At 68.6% G+C, this 20,327-nt stretch carries 15 protein-coding genes, 1 tRNA gene and 1 pseudogene; 6 read left to right on the forward strand and 11 right to left on the reverse strand.

The window, feature by feature from the left end:
* Positions 1-19: 19 nt before the first annotated feature.
* A protein-coding gene (locus tag OG519_RS18535) for an IS5 family transposase (RefSeq protein ID WP_405584969.1) occupies positions 20-957 on the reverse strand; the annotation gives its coding sequence in 2 pieces (ribosomal slippage) (positions 20-502 and positions 505-957; 936 coding nt in all).
* 700 nt (positions 958-1,657) lie between these two features.
* Between OG519_RS18535 and OG519_RS18540 the strand changes: the two genes are divergently transcribed.
* From OG519_RS18540 to OG519_RS18550, 3 genes are all read left to right on the forward strand, one after another.
* Complete coding sequence (locus tag OG519_RS18540) at positions 1,658-3,184, forward strand: hypothetical protein (protein ID WP_405584972.1); 1,527 nt, start codon at positions 1,658-1,660, stop codon at positions 3,182-3,184.
* 127 nt (positions 3,185-3,311) lie between these two features.
* Positions 3,312-4,625 (forward strand): AAA family ATPase, encoded by a 1,314-nt coding sequence (locus OG519_RS18545; protein WP_405584974.1) that lies wholly within the window; start codon positions 3,312-3,314, stop codon positions 4,623-4,625.
* Entirely contained in the window at positions 4,622-6,001 is a 1,380-nt protein-coding gene (locus OG519_RS18550; protein ID WP_405584977.1) for a DUF2201 family putative metallopeptidase, read from the forward strand. The genes OG519_RS18545 and OG519_RS18550 overlap by 4 nt, the downstream gene beginning before the upstream one ends.
* 425 nt (positions 6,002-6,426) lie before the next feature.
* On the opposite strand, the gene OG519_RS18555 is transcribed toward OG519_RS18550, so the two are convergent.
* On the reverse strand, positions 6,427-7,251 hold the full coding sequence (locus OG519_RS18555) for a LamG domain-containing protein (protein WP_405584980.1): 825 nt from the start codon (positions 7,249-7,251) through the stop codon (positions 6,427-6,429).
* Positions 7,252-7,644: 393 nt separating this feature from the next.
* On the opposite strand from OG519_RS18555, the gene OG519_RS18560 reads away from it, so the two are divergent.
* The gene (locus OG519_RS18560; RefSeq protein ID WP_405584983.1) at positions 7,645-8,133 is read left to right on the forward strand and encodes an SMI1/KNR4 family protein; all 489 of its coding nucleotides are present in this window, start codon (positions 7,645-7,647) and stop codon (positions 8,131-8,133) included.
* 552 nt (positions 8,134-8,685) lie between these two features.
* Here OG519_RS18560 and OG519_RS18565 read toward each other — a convergent pair.
* The 5 genes and pseudogenes from OG519_RS18565 to OG519_RS18585 form a co-directional block, all read right to left on the reverse strand.
* The gene (locus tag OG519_RS18565; RefSeq protein ID WP_405584986.1) at positions 8,686-9,957 is read right to left on the reverse strand and encodes an ATP-binding protein; all 1,272 of its coding nucleotides are present in this window, start codon (positions 9,955-9,957) and stop codon (positions 8,686-8,688) included.
* Positions 9,958-11,327: 1,370 nt separating this feature from the next.
* Positions 11,328-12,913 (reverse strand): annotated as a pseudogene (locus OG519_RS18570) (ISAzo13 family transposase); the annotation flags it as partial.
* Positions 12,914-12,967: 54 nt separating this feature from the next.
* Entirely contained in the window at positions 12,968-13,117 is a 150-nt protein-coding gene (locus tag OG519_RS18575) for a GNAT family N-acetyltransferase (protein ID WP_405584988.1), read from the reverse strand.
* Positions 13,050-13,409, reverse strand: coding sequence for a hypothetical protein (locus OG519_RS18580; RefSeq protein WP_405593205.1), 360 nt, complete (start codon positions 13,407-13,409; stop codon positions 13,050-13,052). The genes OG519_RS18575 and OG519_RS18580 overlap by 68 nt, the downstream gene beginning before the upstream one ends.
* A gap of 18 nt (positions 13,410-13,427) precedes the next feature.
* A complete protein-coding gene (locus OG519_RS18585) occupies positions 13,428-14,591 on the reverse strand; it encodes a helix-turn-helix domain-containing protein (protein ID WP_405584991.1) in 1,164 nt (387 codons plus the stop codon).
* A 669-nt stretch (positions 14,592-15,260) separates the two neighbouring features.
* On the opposite strand from OG519_RS18585, the gene OG519_RS18590 reads away from it, so the two are divergent.
* A complete protein-coding gene (locus tag OG519_RS18590) occupies positions 15,261-15,485 on the forward strand; it encodes a DUF6907 domain-containing protein (protein WP_405584994.1) in 225 nt (74 codons plus the stop codon).
* A 366-nt stretch (positions 15,486-15,851) separates the two neighbouring features.
* On the opposite strand, the gene OG519_RS18595 is transcribed toward OG519_RS18590, so the two are convergent.
* Both OG519_RS18595 and OG519_RS18600 read right to left on the reverse strand, forming a co-directional pair.
* Positions 15,852-16,862 (reverse strand): hypothetical protein, encoded by a 1,011-nt coding sequence (locus tag OG519_RS18595; RefSeq protein WP_405584997.1) that lies wholly within the window; start codon positions 16,860-16,862, stop codon positions 15,852-15,854.
* Between the two features lie 508 nt (positions 16,863-17,370).
* Positions 17,371-17,444, reverse strand: a tRNA-Gly gene (locus OG519_RS18600).
* A gap of 542 nt (positions 17,445-17,986) precedes the next feature.
* On the opposite strand from OG519_RS18600, the gene dcd reads away from it, so the two are divergent.
* Complete coding sequence (dcd, locus tag OG519_RS18605) at positions 17,987-18,562, forward strand: dCTP deaminase (RefSeq protein ID WP_405585000.1); 576 nt, start codon at positions 17,987-17,989, stop codon at positions 18,560-18,562.
* Between the two features lie 89 nt (positions 18,563-18,651).
* Here dcd and OG519_RS18610 read toward each other — a convergent pair whose 3' ends face one another.
* Entirely contained in the window at positions 18,652-19,104 is a 453-nt protein-coding gene (locus tag OG519_RS18610) for a DUF2000 family protein (RefSeq protein WP_405585003.1), read from the reverse strand.
* 135 nt (positions 19,105-19,239) lie between these two features.
* Complete coding sequence (locus OG519_RS18615; RefSeq protein ID WP_405585005.1) at positions 19,240-20,175, reverse strand: Yip1 family protein; 936 nt, start codon at positions 20,173-20,175, stop codon at positions 19,240-19,242.
* Positions 20,176-20,327: the final 152 nt, after the last annotated feature.

Raw genomic sequence — 20,327 nt, forward strand, 5'->3', positions numbered from 1 at the left:
TTAGGTTCTGTTTCTCGGATCAAGTGCGGAGCCAGATGATCAGTGCGGCGACGGTGACGGTGCCGAGGTAGACGTAGGCGCGTTTGTCGTAGCGAGTGGCCACGGCCCGGTGGTTCTTGAGGCGGTTGATCGCCCGCTCGACGACGTTGCGTTTTTTGTACCGCTCCTTGTCGAAGCCGGTCGGCCGCCCGCCGGCCGAGCCGCGTCTGCGGCGATGGGCCCGCTGGTCGCGGGGTTCGGGAATGGTGTGCCGGATCTTGCGTCTACGCAGGTAGGCCCGGTTGCCGCGGGAGCTGTAGGCCTTGTCCGCGCTCACGCTGCCGGGCCTGGTACGAGGCCGGCCCGCCCCGAGGCGGGGGACGCGAATCTTCTCCAGCACCGCCTCGAACTGCGGGCTGTCGCCGTACTGACCGGGCGTCAGCAACAGGGAGAGCGCGCGGCACCGTCCCTCGGCGGACAGGTGGATCTTGGTGCTGAACCCACCTCGCGAGCGCCCTAAGCACACGCCTGTCTAACCACCTCCGCCAGACGGACGGACAGGCTCCGCCATACCGGATCGCCCGATTTCGTCCGGCCATGGGCCCCCTTTGGCGCAGGAAACGCCGGCGGCGCAGCTTTCGGCGCACCAGCCGCATGCTGATGGGCCCGTGCGGTGGTGGAGTCCACCGACACCTCCCAGTCGATCAGTCCTTCGGCGTCCTGCTCCGCCTGCACCCGCGTCAGCAGACGCTCCCACGTGCCATCCGCCGACCAGCGGCGATGCCGCTTGTAGACCGTCATCCACGGCCCGAAACGCTCCGGCAGATCACGCCACTGCACCCCGGTACGGACCCGGAACAGCACACCGTCGATCACCCTGCGGTGATCACTCCACCGACCGCCACGCGTCCCACCACCGGGGAGAAGCGGCTCAAGCCGCTCCCACTCCGCGTTCGTCAAAGCTCCTCGACCAGCCACACCACACAGCCTGGACCAGCACACCAGCACACGTCAGCCGATCCGAGAAACAGAACCTAGCCCCGGGCGTGGTGGTTGGTGTACCTCGTCACCCTGAGGCTGCGGACGAAGCAGGCGAGTCGGTCGCAGTCAGCCCTGATGAACCAAACGAGGCCCCAAGGCGCGGAATCTCATCCCGGCCGATCAGCCGTGGACCCTTCGTCCAGTTGCCCGGCGGATATCGACACGCAATGGATCGGTAGGCATATCTACTGCCAGAGGCGGTGTGTAGGTGGTGCGGATTCTTGAATTAGTCTGGACAACAAAAAAGGCTCAAGTCACTGACCTGGGCCTTTTCTTTGGAGCGGATGACGGGAATCGAACCCGCGCTCTGAGCTTGGGAATCACGGTAACCTTGTTGGCGTCCATGCAGGTCGGCGACACGTGAGGTCTTGAAGTGCCCGCGAGGGTGCCGTTGGTGGCCGTGGCTGACCGCACCGTGCCGCCGTGCGTGGCGCGGATGTGGTGCGGTTGCACGGTCCGTAACGGGCCGCGACGGCTGTACTCACCGCGCGGCTCCTGGCGTTGCGGCGGCCGTCCAGGAAGTTCGATGGGCGGTCGAGGGGGACTGACATCTCCTCAGCGTGGTGGTTATGATGCCGGGGATGAAGAACTACTCCTCGTACGGATCGGGGGAATCGTTCGCGCAAGGTGAGTGCTGATGGCACATCACTTCGCCGACCAGATTCCGGCCCACCTGTTGATGTGGCAGCGCGTGCGCCAGTATGCCGTGCCACCGTCCATGATCGCGAGCGCGACCGCACGGCGTGCGGTCGGTGACTGGGCGGGAGCCTGCGCCGCCACCCGGGTCGACGTCGATCTCGATCTGCGCGCCGTGCGTGACCGCCACGGCACCGATCTCACCACTCACCTCCGTGCGGATCTGCGCCGGCTGGCGCCAGATCTGCTCCGCTGGCACATGCCCCGGATCGCCCCCGACGGGTGGCTCCGGCCGGGCCTCACCATCTCCCTGGCCCGTTACCGGAGTTCCGGCGCCACGCCGCTGCAACTGGTGGTGCGGACGCCGCCGGCCTGGGCGGATGGCGGACAGCGGATGTCCCTGGCCCTGTGGGAGGAGTCCGGGAACGGCGCTCGCGGGCACCTTTCGCATCCGCACCCGCACCCGTATCCCGACCGGCGTTTCCGGCTCGACCTGCACCGGCATCTCTGGGACTCCGAGCGGAGCGGCGAACTGGCGCGGCGGTGCGGCGCGGGCGAGGCACCGTCCATGGCGCTGCCCGACCGGCCCCACGCACCCGACCGGCCCGGCCCTCCGGATCGGCCCGCCGTCCACGATTCCGCGTGGGCGTCGGCACGTTGGGCCGCCGAGGCGGAGTTGCTCTTGCGGGCCGAGGGTCGTGCTGGTGGGGCCTTCACCGTGCGGCTCGGCGCGCGGAGCCGCCTTGTGCTCGAAGTCGTCGCCCCCGACGACAGCCATGCCCCGACGTTCCGGCCGCTGCGGGAGGCGCTGCCGTCGCAGCAGGTCGCGGCGCTTCCGGTGCTGCCGGAGGCGGCGGCCCGGGTCCTTCCGGATCTGGAGCTGCTGCGCGCCGGACTGGTCGCCCCCGATCGGCTGCATCCGCTCGTTGCCGGAGCATTGGCGGTGTCCGGCTCGGTGACGGCGGCCTGCTCGGGACCGGCGGCCGGCCCCGCCCCCCAGCCCGACGATCCGCACCGGGTGGAGTGCCGGGGCGAGGTCCACCGGATCGCGCTGCGGGACGGGGCCCTGACGGCGATCGATCACGACCCGGCACAACTGCGCCGGGAAAAGCTGCTGGTGGCGCTCGGCGGCCCTGCGCTGTCCTGCCTGCGGGCGATCGACGAGGTGCACCGTAACCCGGAGGCACTGCCCGCGGTCCGGGAGCGACTGGGCCACGGTGACGTCGCCGGGGCGCTGGCCGTAGTCGAGGAACTGCTCGGTTCCGGTGCGGTCCTGCGCGACGGGCCGCTCCGGGAGGAACTGGAGTCGGCCGTGGCCCGCCGCGTCGACCACGGGCTCTTCCGCTCGGGGCTGGTGGCCGCGCACCCCGGTGCTGGTGCGGCAGGGGGCGGAACCAGGGGCGGAAACGCCTCGGACGTGAGGCACACGGAGGCGGGCCGCCGTCCCCGACTCGACCGCCGTACGCCTCAGGCAATGCGCAGCAAGCGGAACAGCCGGGCCCGGCCCCGTACCGGCCAGACCTGCTGACCGGGCAACCTCCCAACCGGTTGCCCCCACCCAAGTCCCCTGATCGCGCCGCGCATTCGGCGCCGCACGCCCCACGACATCCGGGACGGGCCGTCTCGTTCCCCTTCTCCCATTCCAGGTGATGCCCATGACCTCCAGCACTCTCCTGCCCACGCCGGTCCCGGCCGCCGGCAGGTCCGCACCCGCCCAAGCCAACGCCGGAGTGTCCGAAACCGGCGCCCAACTCGCCCTCGCCGATGACCTCCTGGCCCTCTTGCGGTCAACCACCACCGAGCCGCGCCCTGACGAGCAACTCGAAGCGCTCACCTTGGCCGTCGTGGCGGACCTCCCCGTACTGCTCTGGGGCGAGCCGGGCATCGGCAAGACCGCGGCCCTGACGCAGCTCGCCGCCTCCCTCAACCTGCCACTGACGACCGTGATCGCCAGCGTCCACGAGCCGACCGACTTCTCCGGGCTGCCCATCGTCGGCGAGGACCCGGCGGTGCAGGGGGTGCCGATGGCGCCGCCGCAGTGGGCCGTGGAACTCGTACGGGCCGGGCGGGGACTGCTCTTCCTGGACGAACTCTCCACCGCCACCCCGGCTGTCCAGGCCGCGCTGCTCCGGGTCGTCCTGGAGCGGAGGGTCGGTGCGCTGCGACTGCCGCCGGAGGTGCGGATCGTGGCCGCGGCCAATCCGAGCGCGTCGGCGGCGGACGGTTGGGAGCTGAGCCCGCCGCTGGCCAACCGGTTCGTGCATCTGTACTGGGTGCACGACCGGGAGGTGGTGGTGCGCGGGTTGGGCGGGGTCTGGCCCCGGGCGGAGCTGCCCCGGCTGGTGCCGGAGCGGTTGCCGGAGGCGGTGGCTTTCGCCCGGCGCGCGGTCTGCGGATTCCTGGAAGCCCGGCCGACGCTGATCCACCGGTTGCCGAGCACCGAGACGCGGCGCGGCGGTCCCTGGCCGTCGCCCCGCAGCTGGGAGGCGGCGTTGGCCCTGCTGGCCTTCGGTACGGCGGCCTCCGTCTCCCGAGAGGTGCTGGCCCTGCTGGTGCGGGGCGCGGTGGGGGACGGGCCGGGGCTCGAACTCCTCGCCCACTTGGACCGGATGGAGCTGCCGGATCCGGAGTCGCTGCTGGCCGATCCGGCCTCAGCGGAGCTGCCGGTGCGGGGCGATCTGCGGCAGGCCACGCTGGAGGCGGTGGTGGCCGCGGTCGGGGCGCGGCCGGAGCGGGAGCGGTGGACGGCGGGCTGGGCGGTACTGGTCCGGGCGCTGGAGACCGGCGCCCCCGACCTGCTGGTCGCCCCGGCGACGGCGCTGGCCGCGCTGCGGCGCGACGACTGGGAGGTGCCAGAGGCGATAGAGCGACTGGTCGGGGTGATCGGTCTCGCCCGACGGGCGGACAGGTCGGTGGGTCGGGCCGCGGCGGCGGCCGACGCCGGGCGTGCCAGGGGGGCGAGTCGATGACGGGGGCCGCGAAGCACCCGCTGCCGCGCCCGATGTCCCGGCCCGCGCCGCCACGTCCGGTGCGGGCCACCGTTCCGGCGCCGCCGGCGGGCTCCGATACGCCGTACGACTCACCCCGCCTCCCACTGGACTTGGAGAAGCTGCTGGCCGCCCGGCTGCACGCGGTGAAGGTCCGTCCCTACCTGGCAAGCGCACTCTTCGCGCTGCACGTGGTGGAGGACCGGTCGGTGCCGACGATGGCGGTGGACGCGCACTGGCGCTGCTACGTTTCCCCCGGCTTCGTGGCGCGCATGCCGGTGGAGGAGCTGGCGGGCGTCTGGGTGCACGAGGTCTCCCATCTGCTCCGGGACCACCACGGGCGGGGCGAGCGGTATGCGCGGGAGCACGAGGAGCACGGGCCGGGCGAGCGAAGCGAGATGGGGGTCCCCCCGGCCGAAGGCTGGGGGAGGCTGCGGAGGAACATCGCCGCCGACTTCGAGATCAACGACGACATCTATGGTGACGGTCTGCCCCTGCCTGCCGGGGCGGTGCTGCCGTCGCTGCTGCGGCTGCCCGACGGGCTGCTGATGGAGGAGTACTTGCGGACGGCGTCGATGTCAGGGCTCACCGCGGAGCTGGCCTGGCTGGACTGCGGCGGTGGCGCCGACGGGCAGCACCGGCCGTGGGAGCTGGGGCCCGACGGGGCACACGGGTTGAGCAGGCAGCAGCGCGACGCGGTCCGCTTCCGGGTCGCCGAGGGGATCAGGGGCCGGCCCGGCGACGCTCCGGAGGGATGGCGCCGCTGGGCGGACGAGGCGTTCCATCCACCGCAACCGTGGCGGAAGTTGCTGGGGGCGGCGATCCGCTCCGCGACGGGCGCGCCAGGGGCGGGCGAAAGCCACAGCTACCGGCGCCCGTCCCGGCGATCGGCCAGTGTCCCCGGCGTGCTGCTGCCGAGCCTGCGCCGTACACCGCCCTGGGTCTGCGTCGTGATCGACACCTCCGGGTCGGTGAGCGATGCCGAGCTGGGCAGCGCGCTATTGGAGGTGGCGGCGATCTCGCGGACGGTGGGCGGGGGGCGTGACCTGGTCTCGGTGATCTCCTGCGACGCGGCGGCCGGAGTCGCCGTCCCGCTCTGCCGGGCCGAGAACATCGAACTGGTCGGCGGGGGCGGAACGGATCTGCGTTCCGGGTTCTCCCGGGCGCTCCGCGGCCGCCTCCGCCCAGACGTGATCGTCGCCCTGACGGACGGACAGACGCCGTGGCCCTCCGCGCAGCCACCCTGCCGCACCGTCGTCGGTCTCTTCCCCCGTTCCACCCGTCCCGTGGACGAGGAGAACCCCGACTACGTCCCGGACACCCCGCCGCCCTGGGCGCGTGTCGTCACCATCAGATGACCAAGCGCAGTCGCGCGGTATCGCGACCCGGGCTGCTGGCCGGATGACCGTAGCGAGTGCCCCAATTGACCGCCAGATGTGGTGCGGGTTCTTGAATTGGTCTGGACAACAACAAAGGCCCGGGTCATTGACCTGAGCCTTTTCTTTGGAGCGGATGACGGGAATCGAACCCGCGCCCCGAGCTTGGGAATCACATGAGCCGTCGTGAAGCAGGTGCCGGGCAGCGCGGTTTCGGGCTGACCAGCGGGTGTGCCGCAGCCTCCAGCGCTGGCCGTGGCTGGCCGCACCGTACCGCTGTACGTGGTGCGGAAGTGGTGCAGGTGCAGGCGGCCAGGCAAAAGGCGCGCTGCGACGGGCCGGAAGTCGGCCGGTCCCGCCCCGCGATCTGCGGGGCGGGACCGGGCGTACAGATGCCTGGAGCTGGATCAGTCGAGCTGGACCGCGGCCGGGATGTCACCTACGGCGGCGGCGTCGGCGGGTGGCAGGGCGGTCGGGTAGGTACGGACGTCGCTGATCTCGCCGTTGGCGTATTCACCGTAGGAGCCTTGGTAAAGGCGGCGGCCGATCTGGAGAGGTCCGGCGGCGTTCCAGACGCCACCCGTGTAGTCGTGGCTTCCGGCCAGACGGCCGTTGACGTAGAGGCTGAGCTGCGCGGACGCGGCATCGTAGACGCCCACCAGGTGGGTCCACTGGCCGGCGGCGGCGCGGGTGCCGTAGACGGATGAGAAGGACGTGCTGGTGGTGTCGTCGTTGTGGCGGCCGAAGGCCCAGACCTGCGTCCCCGAGGAGTAGTAGAGCTGCATGCCGTTGGCGTTGCCCGCGGTGTCGGACTGCGAGACGAAGGTGGAGTTGGCGGCGGTCGAGGTGAGCTTGACCCAGGCGGATACGGTGAAGCTCTGGGATGTGTCCAGTGCGGGACCCGATGTCGCGGCGTATCCGGTGGTGCCGGTGAGGTTCAGGACTGTGCCGCGGGTGGCGTCGGTGGTCCGGCCGTAGGTCCCGGCGAGAGTGGCGTCCAGACCGCCTGCGCACCCGGAGTCCGTGGCTGCCGCGCAGTCCGCGGCGGTGGCGCCAGTGGCCTCGTTCAGGTTCCACCAGTGGTTCGCGGTGTCGGTGACCGGTCCCAGCGGGGTCGGTGCGGATGTGAGCTGAGCTGTGTTTCCGCTGGGGGTGCCGCCGAGGTACTCGGTGAGCTGGCCGTCGGTGTCGACGGCGTAGAGGTCCGGGTTGCCGTCCGCCGGTCCCGCCACGCTGTTGATGTCGCCCGGTGAGGCGATGGTGGGATAGTCCCGGGCGGGCAGGAGCGGGCCGAGGTCGGTCTGCGCCGTCCCCGTCGGCAGCGAATTGGAGGTGCCGCCGGTCCAGTTCTGGCCGCCCGCGCCGCAGGTGAAGATGATCTGCTGGGTGCCAGGTGCGGGGTTAGCGGCGGGGTCGGCGAGGCAGCGGCCAACGTCAGGGTTGTATATGGCGAGGAAGGAGACGTGCCGCCGGTCGGATTGCAGATTGATGCGTATGGAAGTAAGGGATTCAGGCTTTCTCGGTATATCGAAAACCCTGCAGGTATGTTTGGATTCGACAAGTAGAGGTTGCTCATGTCTTCTGCAGATGACCTCATCCGACTGGTTCCTCCCCCTGAGGGAGTTATGCTTGATTTTGACTGGACTTCGCTTGAAGGTCGGTTGGCCACAACGCTCCCAGAGGATTATAAATGGCTGGTGAGTACGTATGGTGCAGGAAAATTTGACGACTTTATGCACGTGCTGCAGCCCACCTCTCCATTTCCTTCGATTCAGCTTGAATATTCCTGGAAGAGATCCACTGAGGTATTGGAACTGCTAAGTGAGGGCGAAGATATCCCTTATCCGATCGACACACTTCACCCTGTGGCGACCAGTGACAACGGAGACACCATTTATTGGGTCGGATCCGCTGATACGGACCCCGGAGCCTGGACAATCACTGCCAATGGAGCCCGTAATAGAAACTGGCCAAAATTTGAGGGAGGTATTGTAAGTTTCCTGGTTGGAGTGCTGTCCGGCGATGTTCGCATGGATGTATTTCCTAAAACCTTCCCAAGTGCACATCCGCAATTTGCACGTTATGTCGTGCGCGCCTCTCGTCGGCGTCCTTGAAGAGGCGGCCCGGTTCTGATTGAGCTGGGTGAGACCCTGTTTGCGTAGCTCAAACTCCAGCTGAAGTTCCGCGCCGGGATCTATGGAGGGCCAACGGTCACACCCACGCCGTGCGATGCCGCCGACCCGGTAGAGGGCGGCGCCTGAACACGAAATGAAGGCCAAGTCTTCGACCTGGGCCTTCATTGTGGAGCGGATGACGGGAATCAAACCCGCGCTCTGAGCTTGGGAATCACGGGGGCCTTGTCGGCGTCCGTACTGGTCAGCAGCATGTGCGGTCCCGACGTGCTCACCGGGAGCGGTGCAGTTGGGGACCGCGGCTGACCATGCCGTACCGCTGTGTGTGGTGCGGATGCGGTGCGGAGCCTACGTGGGTCTCAGGCTTCCTACTCGGCGCGGGAAGCGTCGAAGTCTCGCCGGAAAAGATAGGCCCTGCGCGCTGGTGCGGGAAGGGTGGTTCCTACGTTGAGGGCTTCGACAGGCCGCCGCCGGACGGCGGTCCGGACGATCCGGCGGTTCAGCGGTTGCTCTGGTGCGTGGCTGGTGAGGTTGTCATCGCCACAGGGCTTCCAGGGGGATGACGTGGAGCTTGTCTTCGTAGGTGTACGAGCGTGTGCCCAGGTTGATCAGCACGCCGCCGGCGAAGCCGTCACCGAGTTTGTCCCGCAGTGCTCTGAGGCCACGGAAGTCCTGGTCGGTGATGGTCGAGGCTGCTTTGACTTCGACTCCGGCAACCGCGCCCGCGTCGGTTTCGATGACAAGGTCGACCTCCTGCTGGTCTTTGGTGCGGTAGTGGGAGAAAGTGACGGCTGTTTCGGCCCATCCGGCCTGTTTGATGAGTTCATTGACGGTGAAGGTCTCGACCAGGTGCCCGAACTGCGTGAGTACGGAGGGTGTTCGGGCTGCGAGCTTCTGTTCCGTGACGCCCAGGAGGTAGGCGGCCAGGCCGGTGTCCACCGCGTGGATTTTGGGTGTGCGGGTGGACCGGCTGGTGGCGGAGCGTCCGAACGCCTCAAGCCGGTGGACCAGGAATACGGCTTGGAGCAGGCCGATGTAGTCGTGGACGACGCTGCTTTCCAGTCCGACGGCGTCTGCTACGTGGCTGACGTTGAGGACCTGCGCGGTCTGGCCGACGAGCCGGCGCAGGATCTGGGGGAGGACCTGGCGCTGGCGCACCTTGCGGATTTCCAGGACGTCCCGTTCGATAACGAGAGTGACAAAGTCGCGGAACCACCGGTCGCGTGAGCGGCCCGCCGGTCGTGCCAGCGCCAGCGGAAAGCCACCGGTCAGGACGATCCGCTCATAGTCCGCCCTTGTCGTCTCGGCGGGTTCAACGGCGATCAGCGCGGCAGGGTCGGACACCAGGGTATCGAGGGCGGTTTCGCGCCGGGCGCGCAGTTCGCCCTGGGAGAGTGGCCACATGGTCGCGACATGGGCGCGTCCGGTCAGGGACTGACTGGCCGCGGGCAAAGTCTCGTAACGGGTGGACCCTGTCAACAAGTAGCGGCCCGGCCTGAGATCCTGGTTGAGCTCGGCCTTGATCGAGTCCAAGAGGGTCGGAACGTGCTGGAACTCGTCGATGCAGACCGGAACGGGGCGGTCAGCGCTGACGAACAGTCCGGGGTCCGCTGCCACCGCGCGACGGGTCTGGACTTCGTCGAGATCAACTACGCCGACCCCGTGCGCGGCGGCGCAGGCGGCCAGCAGGGTGCTCTTGCCGACTGTGCGGGCACCCGTCAGGACAACGACCGGCTCCTCTTGGAGAAGCTCACTGATCACCGCAGCGAGGTGCCGCTCGACCAGGCCAGAGTGTTCCACGATCATGCTCATTTCCTGGGAGTTCCCAACGATCACGTGGCATTATGCCAGATCGGTCGGCCCCATAATGCCGAGATCGACGGTGATGTTTTGCCGAATCGGCCGCACGTTCGTACAGGGAGGACCGGTTCCGGGCGGGTCCCAGGCCAGACGGACCGCGGTAGCCGAATGTCGAGTGGCGCCGCAAGTCCTAACACGGGTCCAGTTCACCCGTATGACCGCCCATTCGATGGTCCCGTCCGGTGGCTCTGCATGTGGTGCGACTGTGCAGAGCGGGGACCGAGTGCGCGCGAACACAGCAGGCAACAGACTCCACCTGAACACAGAGACGGCGCTGCCCAAGGATCGAGACAGCGTCCAGCCCTCAGCCACACCCTGTGATCGGGTCTTCCACGGCGCCTCGTTCGCGAGTATCGGCTGTCAGTCCACGATGGGGTCACGCCGGCATCTCGGCATACCTCACGGGGTCACGACACATCCGGAATTACGATGGGTAAGTCGGCGCACGTTCCTCCTAAGCGCTACCCTATTAGAGGCGGTCAATACAGCCCATTCGCGAAGGTTAAGACGCCTGAGGGGGCGTGGGACGTGGCCGTTCATGGTGATAACGAGAATGGTTTCATGAGAGACCCTGAGCTCGATTCGACTCCAGTATCCCCTGCGGAGTTGGCCCAGGAAATCAGAGCTGCCGGATGGAATGGTGAGCCCGTCCGGTTGCTTGCGTGCAGGGCGGCGTGCGGAACGGGCGCACAGGAGCTCGCCAACGAACTCGATACAGTGGTCACGGCTCCCATGGAGGATGTTCGTATTACTAACAGTGGCAAGGTGGTATTGTGGGATGAAAATGGGAAGGTTGTGGAAGGAAGGTGGATCCCTTTCGATCCAGAAAGGTGAGGGGCGTCGTGAATCTGAGGCTGTTGGGCTACTGGAGGTCGGAAGGGGCGCCAGATCTCCCAGATCCCTTGGCGATGGTCGATGTTTCGTGGGATGAATCGGAGCGCCTTGTGGTTTCGGATTATCTAGATCATGGGCAAGTCGCGCGCAATTTTATGGGTTCCTCTCGCTGCCGGATTTGTGGTGAATCAAATGGTAGTTCGGAATTGACGGACGGAGAGTATGTCTGGCCGACGGGGCTGAGTCATTATGTGTTCGCCCATTCGGTGAGGCTTCCCGGTGAGTTTATGGAACATCTTTTTCATCGACTTGTCGAATTGGATGAGGCGACTCTCGATGACCGGTGGTGGAAAGAAGTAACCCCTTAGGGCATGCAGATCATCAACATGCTTTCTTGATCTTGTCCTGGTCGGTGTTCTGGGCGAGGAATGCTGCGACGTCGGCTGGTGTGTGGAAGCTGGCGGTGCGTCGATGTGATGGCCGTGTGCTTGGAGAAGTGGGTGGACTTCCTGTTTCGCCCGGCTGATGGTCATGGCGGTGACTCCGAGGAGTTGGCCGAAGAGGTCCATGGTGGCCAGCTTGCGCAGGTGCAGCACGGTGGCCAGGATCCCCTCGGCGGGGGCGAGTCTGGCCTTGGCACCGGTTCCGGGAGCGACCAGGCGCTCGTGACCGCGACGGGTGTGAAGTGCTTGCTCGCCTTGGACCTCCAGCGCGGGGGTCAGCGTGCTGATGAGGTCGCTGAGCTGTTGGCTGGTCATACCGGTCAGTTCAGGGTCTTGAAGTGCGCGTGGCGTCGGGCGATGTGGCTCGTTCGCCGGCGGCGGGTCGGTCGTGCTGATGACCGGTGCCGCGTCTCGGGGCAGTTGGGCTTGGAGGGTGTAGTTCCAGTCGCCGTGGAAGCGGTGCCGGGTGATCGGGAGGGCCGCGATCTCCTCATCGGTGACTTGGATGCCGGCGGGGTAGTGGTCGGTGTCGAGTTCGGCGTGCACGGTCAGGCCGGTCCTGGTGGTGGTCGCGGCGATGCTCGCGACGATGACTTCGTGGCTGGTCAGAGGCCTCCCGCGCCAGTTCATGCTGATGTGGGAGAACAGCTTGTGCTCGATCTTGTTCCACTTCGACGTTCCCGGGGGCAGGTGGCAGACGGTGACTGCCCGGCCCGACTCGGCAGCGAACTGGGCGAGTTCGGTCTTCCAGGTGCGGGTGCGGTAGCCGTTGGAGCCGCCCGCGTCGGCGGTGATCAGCAGCCGGTCGGCTGTGGGTAGGCGGCCCGTCCGGCGCTGTTCCACCAGCGGCGGATCGATTCGACGGCGAACGAGGCGGTGTCATGGTCGTTGCCCGCGTTGACCCAGCCGGTGTTCGCGGCGACGTCGTAGATGCCATAAGGAACCGCTTTTCCCAGCTCCCGGTCGGGGAAGTCGTGGGTGTCGACGCGCACGGGCTCGCCCTTCGGCTGCCATTCATGGCCGTTGTTCTTGAACGGGCCGACCAGTTCCTTCTTCTTGGTGTCCACAGTGATGACCGGGGCCCCGCTGTCCCGGTGTTCGCGGGCCTGCTCGTTGAGGTAGTGGAACTGGCCGTCCCGGTCGGGGTGCTGCCTGCCCTCCAGGGTTTTGGCGTTGCTCTGCAGGCTGAAGCCCTCCTCGCGCAGGAGGTCGCCGACGGTGTCCGCGGGGGATTCTGTGGCCCTGATGGGCCAGTTCCCGCGCGAGCTTGCGGGTGGACTTGGTGGTCCAGCGCAGCGGCGGCACGGGATCGCCGCGGACATCGGGCTCGACCAGGGTGAGTAGTGCGGTCCGAAGACGCGGATCCAGATCGACGACCCGCTTGCGGTCACCTCCGGTCCTGCGGACCGGCCCAGCGGAGCTTGGCCGGACTCGAGTTCACGTACTCCGAGCGACACCGTCCCCTCGCGGACACCGGCTGCACGAGCCACCGCCCTGATCCCGCCATGGCCGAGCGACCGGGCCTCCGCGCCTATCAGCAGACGCCTCTGCCGCTCGTCGAGATGCGGCAGGATCACACCGAACTTGGCTGCCAGCGCTTCCCGTTGACCCTCCGGAACACCCATACCAGGCAAACGATCCGTTGAACGAGAAGCGACGGGTTAATAATCTGCACGCCCTTAGAGCGCGGCTCGGTAGAAGACTTTGCCATCCCGCGGCTCCGCGCCGAGCGCCTCGTAGAAGGCGAGGGCCGCTGGGTTGTTAGTGTCGGCGGTCCATTCGATGCGGGAGCAGCCGGCGTTGGCGGCGGTTTTGCGGAGTTCGGTCATGAGGGCTCGGGCGACGCCGCCGGCGGGCGTGCTCGCGGACGTAGAGCTCCTTCAGGTAGAGGGAGGTGTCGGCACCTGCGGCTGGCCAGAGGAGGGAATAGGAGGCGAGACCGAGGATCTGGTCACCGTCGCGGGCCAGGAGGACGGTGGCGGCCGGGCGGGGGGAGAAGAGGGCACGGCGGATCTGGTCGGGGTCGCCGGGAACGGGGTTGCCGCCGTAGTACTGCTCGATCTCGGCGACGAGGAGGGACAGTTCGTCGGTGTCGGCTTCCGTGGCCGGGCTGATGTGCATGGTGTCCGCGGTCCTCTCTCATTCCGAGGGCAGCGCGAGGATCTCGCGCAGGGCCTTCATCTCCAGCACTTTTCGGGCCTCTGGCACCTTATCGGCGACCTCGCGGGCACGGAAGATGATCAAGGCGCTTCGGTGCTGCTCGGGAAGTTCGACCACCGTGGACATGGCCTGATCAGCGGCTGATGCCGGGTGGCCGGAGATGGCCGCGCACATCGCCTGGTCCAGGCGGACGAGGGCGCGGTCGGTGTGGTCGGACTTCGGGCAGAGGTGGAGGGCTTGCGCCAGTTCGGTGCCGGCGCGGCTGGTGTCTTCCAGGTGGGTCCAGGCATTGCCGGAATGGAAGGCGAACTGGGCTTCGGAGTAGCCGAACGCCGATTCCTGGCGTTCGTCTTCCGGGAGCCGGTCCAGGGCGGTGCGGGCGTTGGAAAGGGCCGAGGCCGTTGCGTCGCGGCGCGACAGTTGGGCGTGTGCTCGTGCTTCCAGTGGGGCGGCGAGTGCAGGTCCCACGCAGGGGAAGGCGCCGGCGCATTGCTGGGCGCGGATGGCCAGTTCGACGGCGCCGTAGAGGTCTCCGTTGTAGTAGAGCTGATACGCCGCTTGGGCGTAGATCCAGGAGAGGGTGGCCCGGTCCTCGGCTGCTGCCGCCGCTGTCCGGCCCGTACGCCACCAGCTCTTCGACCGTTCGTCCCCGAGTTTGAGCAGCGTGAGCGCGACAAGGCCCGACATGCGGGCTGCGGCGATGGTGAGGCGGCGGCGCACGGGGACCGATTGGCGGCCTGTCATCAGCAGTCGGAGGTGGCTGAAGTCCGCGATGAGGTCGGGGAGGAGTTCGGACTCGGGCCGGTACCGGGTTGCTCGACCGTGGCGGGTGACGGTCCACTCGACCTCGTCGAGGCCTGCGTCGGAGAGGGGGCCGGCGGCGAGCGTTTCGTGGAGGCCGCGTTGCAGAGCGTCCGCCTGGTCCAGCGGGGTGGGGTTGGACGTCGCGTCGGCCAGCGCGGTCAGCTCGCCCTGGGCGCCGAGCGCCCTGTCGACAGCAGCCGCTGACTGCGGGGTCGGCTTGCGCTTGCCGTTCTCCAGATCGGATACGAGGCTCTTGCTGCAATTGGCCAACTGGGCCACATCGCGGACGGATCGGCTGCCGCGGAGCCGCTTTAACGCCTGTCCGAATGACTCGTTCATGAGTTCTCCGTTGTCCGCTGTGTCCGCAGAGCCGCGGACAAGCGTGGACACGTAACTAATGCGCCGGACTTTCCTGACGAGAAACGCTACTCGGGTCGGGGCTCGTTTGGAGCGGCCCCGGAGTAATTGCCACGAGACCCCCGCGACCGCGTGAACGGTCCGGGGGCGTGGTGAACCTGACGCTTCTCGGAAAGCAGGCTGGCATGCGTGATCTTATCGGGCGTCTGCTCGGGTGGGGGAAGGCCGTTTTCGGCATCTCTCCGCCTGATCGGATCGCCTCAACCTCCCCTTCAGACGGGGTTGTTCGGTTGCCTCACATCCACCTACGCGGCCCGTCGAACGGCGTGGCGGCGGCGCTGGACGGCGATGCGCTGGGACTGGTGCGTCCGTACGTCGCGGCCTCCTTGGGGAGAGGCCCGGTGACTGCCGCCGTGATCTCTCGAAAGCGCGGACGTGGTGCGGAGACACCCGTGGTGAGGAGGTGGGCGCGTAGTGCCCGGTGCGTCTCCTTGGCCCGGCATGAGCTGCGGCTCGCCCTTGTCGGGTGGGAGTTGGTCGAGCTGGCGGATGCGGCGGAGATCGTGCTGTCGGAACTGCTCACCAACGCGGTGCGGCACGTGCGGGCGCCTCAGGATCGGCTGGTCGAAACCCGGTACGAGCGTCTGGAGGATGGGGTGCGGGTCAAGGCCCCTCGACCCGGACGGACTCGCCGAAGTCGCGGCCCAGCTACGTGCCCAGGCTGACCGCCTGGACCACGAAATACGTCCGCAACTGGTGGCCGTGCGAGCTGATTGGGCCGACCGTGAGTCGACCCGGATGCCTCTCGCTCTGGGCCTGCACCGCGCATCGGACCGAGGCACGTCGGAGGGCCGGCCTGCCCTGGATCCTGCCTGATGCCACCTTCTCCCACCCCGCCCAGCTTCTTGGCTGGGCGGGGCCGTCTGTCCGCACGCCCGGATTAGCGGTGCGGGTGTGGTGCCGGGCTGCGGGGAGCGGAACTCGGCGAGGGCAGGGCGTTGGCTCACAGGCTCGCTGCGGTGGCCGTGCGGGCAGGGGGCAGTTGGGCGGTGGCGGGTACGAAGGCTCCAGGGACGGGCTGGTGGCGGAGTGCCCCGGGACATCCCGGAGGAAGGCGGGGCGGCGAGGGCGCACGGGGGTGTCGGCGCGTGACCAGCGGCTACCGGCGCGGGTCAGGGCGTGGACCTGAGGGTACGTCGGCCTGTCAGCCGCTGTGTGCGGTGACGGCGAACGCTGTGGTGGTCACGCTCTGCTGGGAAGGAGACGGTCGGGGTTCGCGTTCAGTTGGGCGCGGACTCTGGCTCTGCCTCGGGCGGCGATGTTCGCGCGTACCGCCGTGTCGGCGGGCTCGTCCGCCAGGCCCGCGCAGGTGTGGCAGATCCCTTCGTGCGGGATGGGGCGGGCACACCCGCCGCACTCCGTCCAGCGTGGCTTGGCCGCGGCGACCGGCTCGAGTGCCGGAGGGAGCTTGCGGGTCAGGCGGTCCCGGAGAATCGCCGGGGCACTGTGGACGCGGGCGGGCAGCCCACCGAGGAGGGCTTCGGACAGGTCGCGCTCGCCGTAGCCGCGCTCCAGCCACGCGCTGACCTCTGGCGCGAGTTCGATCGCCTCTGCCGTGCCCAGTCGCAGGCGCGGCTCAGGCCGGATCACCCGGAACAGCGTCGAGACCGCCTCGCTGAACGGTCCGCTCGCATTGTCCAATGCGGGTTGTGCGAGCGGGGGCTTCGCCCGCCCGTCCTCCCCTGTCGCGGGCCACTCCTCGGCGGGACGTGCCCGCTGGGCGGGGAGGGTGGGTTCTTTCCCACGGTTCTTAACGGGGTTGGCGCCACGATCATCGGCCGCCGACGTACCGGATCCCGGACGGGTGAGACCCGGAGGTGAGGACTGCGGGATGTCGTAGACGTGGGCCTCGCTGACGAACGTCCCGTCGCCGCGCCGGACCCGGTCAACCCGGTAGTACCCGAAGGCGGTCAGCTCACGCAGTGCCTTCGCGACGGCCAGGCGGCCCTGCGGGCTGGTGTCGGCCATCCGCCGGCCGTCCTCGGACCAGCCGTCGGGCCGGGAGAGGAGGTCAGCGAGCAGACCTCGGGCGGTGTAGGACAGCCGCCGGTCTTGCAGCAGCATGTTGGGCAGGACCGTGAAGCCGCACGCATGGCGGCTACGATGAATCTGCATGAGGAGAGTTCGCTCCTTGTGCCGGACCCCGGAGCGTTGGCGCGCTGCCGGGGTCACCTTATTGAGTTCGTCGGTCACAGAACGTACCACGCAAATGGTGCCCAACGCCCGCGGAGCCGTCGGATGCTGATTGCAGATCAGGTGCTGGCCAGAGACCGGTCGCGGCGGCGTGAGAGTCGCAGCGCGGCCGTTCGCGCGGCATGGCGCCGACCGCCTGGGCACCCTCTGCCGCGGCGGCACGAGCCACCCCGGCGTTCGAGTGGGTCAGGCGCCGGACGGTTCCGCTTTTAGGACCTACACCACACCGGCGATACCCGCGCAGCGGACACCGGTGCCAAGCGCACAAGGATCTGCCGCCGTGGGGACATCAATCGGGGGGCTCGCCGACGTCGGCATATGCGAGGAATGGCAAACGGAGTTCCACGACTCGCCATCCGAGGCGGTTGAAGACGGCGGAACTCGATGGGTGCGCCCATCACGCCTTGGAGGCGCCGATTAATCGAGATAGGGCACGCAGAGGGCACGCATCCCTCGAATTGGTCCAGACAACAATGAAGGCCCGGGTCTTCGACCTGGGCCTTTTCTTTGGAGCGGATGACGGGAATCGAACCCGCGCTCTGAGCTTGGGAAGCTCATGTTCTACCATTAAACTACATCCGCGCTAGACCGGCCTTGGGGAAGGGGTCTGGAGGAGAGTCTAGCGCATGGGTGGAGGTGGGTGGGGGAGGGGAAGCGGGGGTAGGTTGGGGTGCGGTGTGGTGGTCCTGGAGCAGGGTGGGGGATCCCCTAATGTGTGGGTTTGTCTGCCACGCGGAGTTGGGGAAGGGACTTCATGGAGCGCACTGTGGTTCGTTGTGCGGAGGGGCACGTGTTCAGTACGGCCTCGTTTCCGATGCAGAATCTGGGGGCTGACCGGCTGGGGCCCGGGCGGCTGTTGAGGTGTCCCAAGTGTGCGCGGCTGCGGCACGCGGTGCCGCTGGGCGCGGGTCCCCAGAAGTAGCCGGACGGTGGTGGGGAGCCCGGGGGAGTACCGGAAAGTACGGGAAGCCCCCGGCGCACGCCAAGCGCGGCGAGCGCGAGAAGCAGGGGAAGCCCCGGCGCACGGGAAGTACGGGACCCACGGGACCCACGGGAAGTACGTGAAGTACGTGAAGTAGGGGTTGGTGGCGCGGCCCCGGGTGGGGCCGCGTTAGTCTCGGGGCGTGCTTCTCTCAGACAAGGACATCCGGGCCGAAATCGACAACGGGCGCGTGCGCGTGGACCCGTACGAAGTGTCGATGGTGCAGCCGTCCAGCATCGATGTGCGGCTGGACCGGTTCTTCCGCGTCTTCGAGAACCACCGCTATCCGCACATCGACCCCGCGGTCGAACAGGCCGACCTGACGCGGCTGGTGGAGCCGGAAGGGGACGACGCGTTCATCCTGCACCCGGGGGAGTTCGTGCTCGCGTCCACGTATGAGGTGATCACGCTGCCGGACGATGTCGCCTCGCGGCTGGAGGGCAAGTCGAGCCTGGGGCGGCTCGGGCTGCTGACGCACTCGACGGCCGGCTTCATCGACCCGGGATTCTCCGGGCATGTGACGCTGGAGCTGTCCAACGTGGCGACGCTGCCGATCAAGTTGTGGCCCGGCATGAAGATCGGCCAGCTCTGCCTCTTCCGACTGACGTCGCCGGCCGAATTCCCGTACGGCTCGCAGCAGTACGGCTCCCGCTACCAAGGGCAGCGCGGGCCGACCGCCTCCCGCTCGTACCTCAACTTCCACCGTACGCAGGTCTGACGGGTCCGCCCGGCCCCCGCCGGGCCCCGCCGCCCCCGGCCCCCGCCGCGCCGCGCCCAGCCCCCGCTCCCCCAGCGCCCCCGCAGGCATCAGGGATGCATCCGCGCCCCCTTGAGCACCTTGTCGACCGCGTTGCGCGGGCCGTAGACGGACAGGCCCACCACGTCCAACTGCTCGCGGTGGACGGCCCGGACGGCGGCCCGGTTGGCCTCGTCGTGGCCGGTGGCGAAGAGGTCCGCGGTGAACACCGCACGCGGCAGCGCCCTCGACAGGGCGCGGCTGTGGGCCGCGGTGAGGATCTCCTTCGTGCCCTCGAAGACCAGCACCGGCTGGCGGAACATCGGCAGGTACGGCGTCCCGTCCGCGTCCTCGTACGGCTCCCCGATCACCTCGGGCAGTCGCGAGCCCAGGCCGCTGACCAGGAAGGCGGTCACGTTCAGCCGCTGCCACGGCTCCAGGTCCACGCGCAGCAGTACGGCGATCTTCGTGTCGAAGCGGACGGGCGGGGCGGCGGAGGGCGCGAGGGGCGCTTCACTGTTCATGGGGGCAAGCTTCCGGCCCGCCACCGGGCACCGTCTTGTACGTTCCTTGCCGACCCGGGCGACGGCTCGACCGCCGACCTGAGAAGGCCCGCGCCCCCGCGTCCCGCGCCCCGCGCCCCCTCGCCCCCGCGCCCTCTAGATCAGCGGCAGCTTGAACAGCGCCAGCAGCGCCAGCAGCTGTATTGACGCCGCCCCGAGCGCCTTCAGCCGCGGCAGGTCGTGCGACGTGCTCACCATCGAGGTCAGCAGCCAGGCGCACCCGAGCCAGGTCAGCCAGCCGACCAGTTGCACGAAGCTGTTGCCGCCGCCGAGGAAGAGGGCGAAGAGCAGCCGCGGGGCGTCGGTCAGCGACGTGATGAGCATCGCCAGGCCGACCGTGGGGGCCCAGGCGCCGTCGCCGCCGAGCTGGCGGGCCAGGGTGTTGGTGACCGCGCCGAGCGTGAGACCGCACAGGACCACCGCGACGCCCGTGACCAGGACCCAGGGGACGCTGTTGGCCAGGGTGGCGCTGAGGATGTCGCTGCGCGCCGCGTCGAAGCCGAAGACGGCGAGCAGGCCGTAGACGAAGGTGACGGTGAGGGCGGGGCCCCAGACCTTGTGGTCCCGCATCTGCCAGAAGGTGCGGCTCGGATGCAGCGCTATGCCGCGCAGCAGGTCCTTCCAGTGCAGCCGGGGTCCTACGGGCGGGGCCGCGGCCTGGCCGGCGCGGTAGGTGGCCACGTGGTCGTCGCCGTAGTACGGGCCGTCGCCGCCTTCAGCGCCGGGGTACGGGTCCGCGAGCGCCGCGTCGCCGCCGAGGGTGAAGGCCCGGGTCTGCCCGGGGGCGTCGTCGTAACCGGGTGCGGGGGCGTAGTACTCCGGCTCCCCGGTCGGCGCCTGACCGCCGCCGCCGGGGCCACGGCCCGCGCCGGGTCCGTAGCCGCCACCGGGTCCGTACGCACCGGGGGAACCCGGGCGACCCGTGTGCTGACCCGGCGCGCCGTACGGTCCTGGCGGCTGCTGCTGCCCGTACTGCGGCGGATAACCGCCCCGCCGGCCGCCGCTTCCCTGTCGTCCCTTGAAACCTGCCACGTCTTCGAACGTACCTGGTGCGCCCCGTTCTTGTGCCCTCGCGTTGTGGACGCGGGGTTCATTGGGGCCAAGCTGTGACACGCTCGCCGGGGCTTGCGGACATCACCCGGACGGGGGGTTTCGGGCGGCCCTCCGGCGCCAGGGGATCGGGG

Source organism: Streptomyces sp. NBC_01190 (assembly GCF_045039895.1).
In the GTDB taxonomy this organism is placed as follows: Bacteria; Actinomycetota; Actinomycetes; order Streptomycetales; family Streptomycetaceae; genus Actinacidiphila.